This window comes from Pseudomonas sp. GD03875 (assembly GCF_029840585.1).
Lineage (GTDB): Bacteria > Pseudomonadota > Gammaproteobacteria > Pseudomonadales > Pseudomonadaceae > Aquipseudomonas > Aquipseudomonas paralcaligenes.
This window is the reverse complement of record NZ_JAOCCV010000083.1, coordinates 1-899: the sequence shown is the minus strand read 5'-3', so window position 1 is coordinate 899 and position 899 is coordinate 1. Positions and strand designations below refer to the sequence as shown.

The window sequence follows — 899 nt, the reverse complement described above, 5'->3', positions numbered from 1 at the left end:
CGTCCACTTCTTCCTTGCGGTTGCCGTGCACCGTGATCGTCTCGTCACGGTCCACCGTCTCCGTCCGGTCGCGCTTGATGTGGCTGGTCTCGTCGCGGTCGATGGTCTTGCTGCGGTCGTTGCCCACCCAGTGCGTCTCGTCGTTCTCGACTTCGATGTCCTGGTTCTTCTCGGCATGGATCCACAGCTGTTCCTCGCCCTTCTTGTCTTCGAAGCGCAGCGCGTTGGCGTTCTCGTAGCCGCCGCCCAAACTGGAACGGGTCAGGATGCCCGACTGGGTGGCGTTGGCCGGCAGTTGCCATGGCGGCATCTGGAAGGCGTTGTACAGCCGACTGGTGATCACCGGACGGTCCGGGTCGCCGTTCAGGTAGTCGACCAGCACTTCCTGGCCGATCCGCGGCAGGTGGATGCCACCGAAGCTCGAGCCCGCCCACGGGTGCGATACCCGTATCCAGCAGGAGCTGTTCTCGTCCTTGCTGCAGTAGCGGTTCCACGGGAACGACACTTTCACCCGGCCGTATTCGTCGGTGTAGATTTCCTGGCCCTTCGGCCCCGTCACCGTCGCCGTGTCCGGACCCATGGTCTGCGGCCGGGGCGTCAACCGCTGGGCGCGGAACGGCTGGTCCGACGGGTGCGTCTCGACCCGGATGCGCAGTACGTGGCTGCTCGAACCGCCCGCCGCCTCGTAGTCGTTGTCGCTGAACTGGTAGTGCGCCGCGACCACCAGGTATTCCCGGTTCTGGCTCGCGCTGGGGTGGCGCTCCAGGGTGAACAGGTAGCCCGGTGCCAGTCCCCGCGCCCTTCCCGTCGCCTGGCCGCGCAGGTGCGCGCTCTGCAGTTCCTCGACCCGCACCCGGGCGTAGGCCTCGCCCTCGCCCAGGTCGGTGTAGCCGCCCGGG

The 899-nt window shown here is 67.1% G+C and carries 1 protein-coding gene; it reads right to left on the bottom strand.

Annotated features, from left to right (window positions below; genetic code table 11):
• Positions 1 to 899: type VI secretion system tip protein TssI/VgrG (gene tssI / locus N5D30_RS26065; RefSeq protein WP_279911343.1), on the bottom strand; the 899-nt coding region annotated here is incomplete at both ends.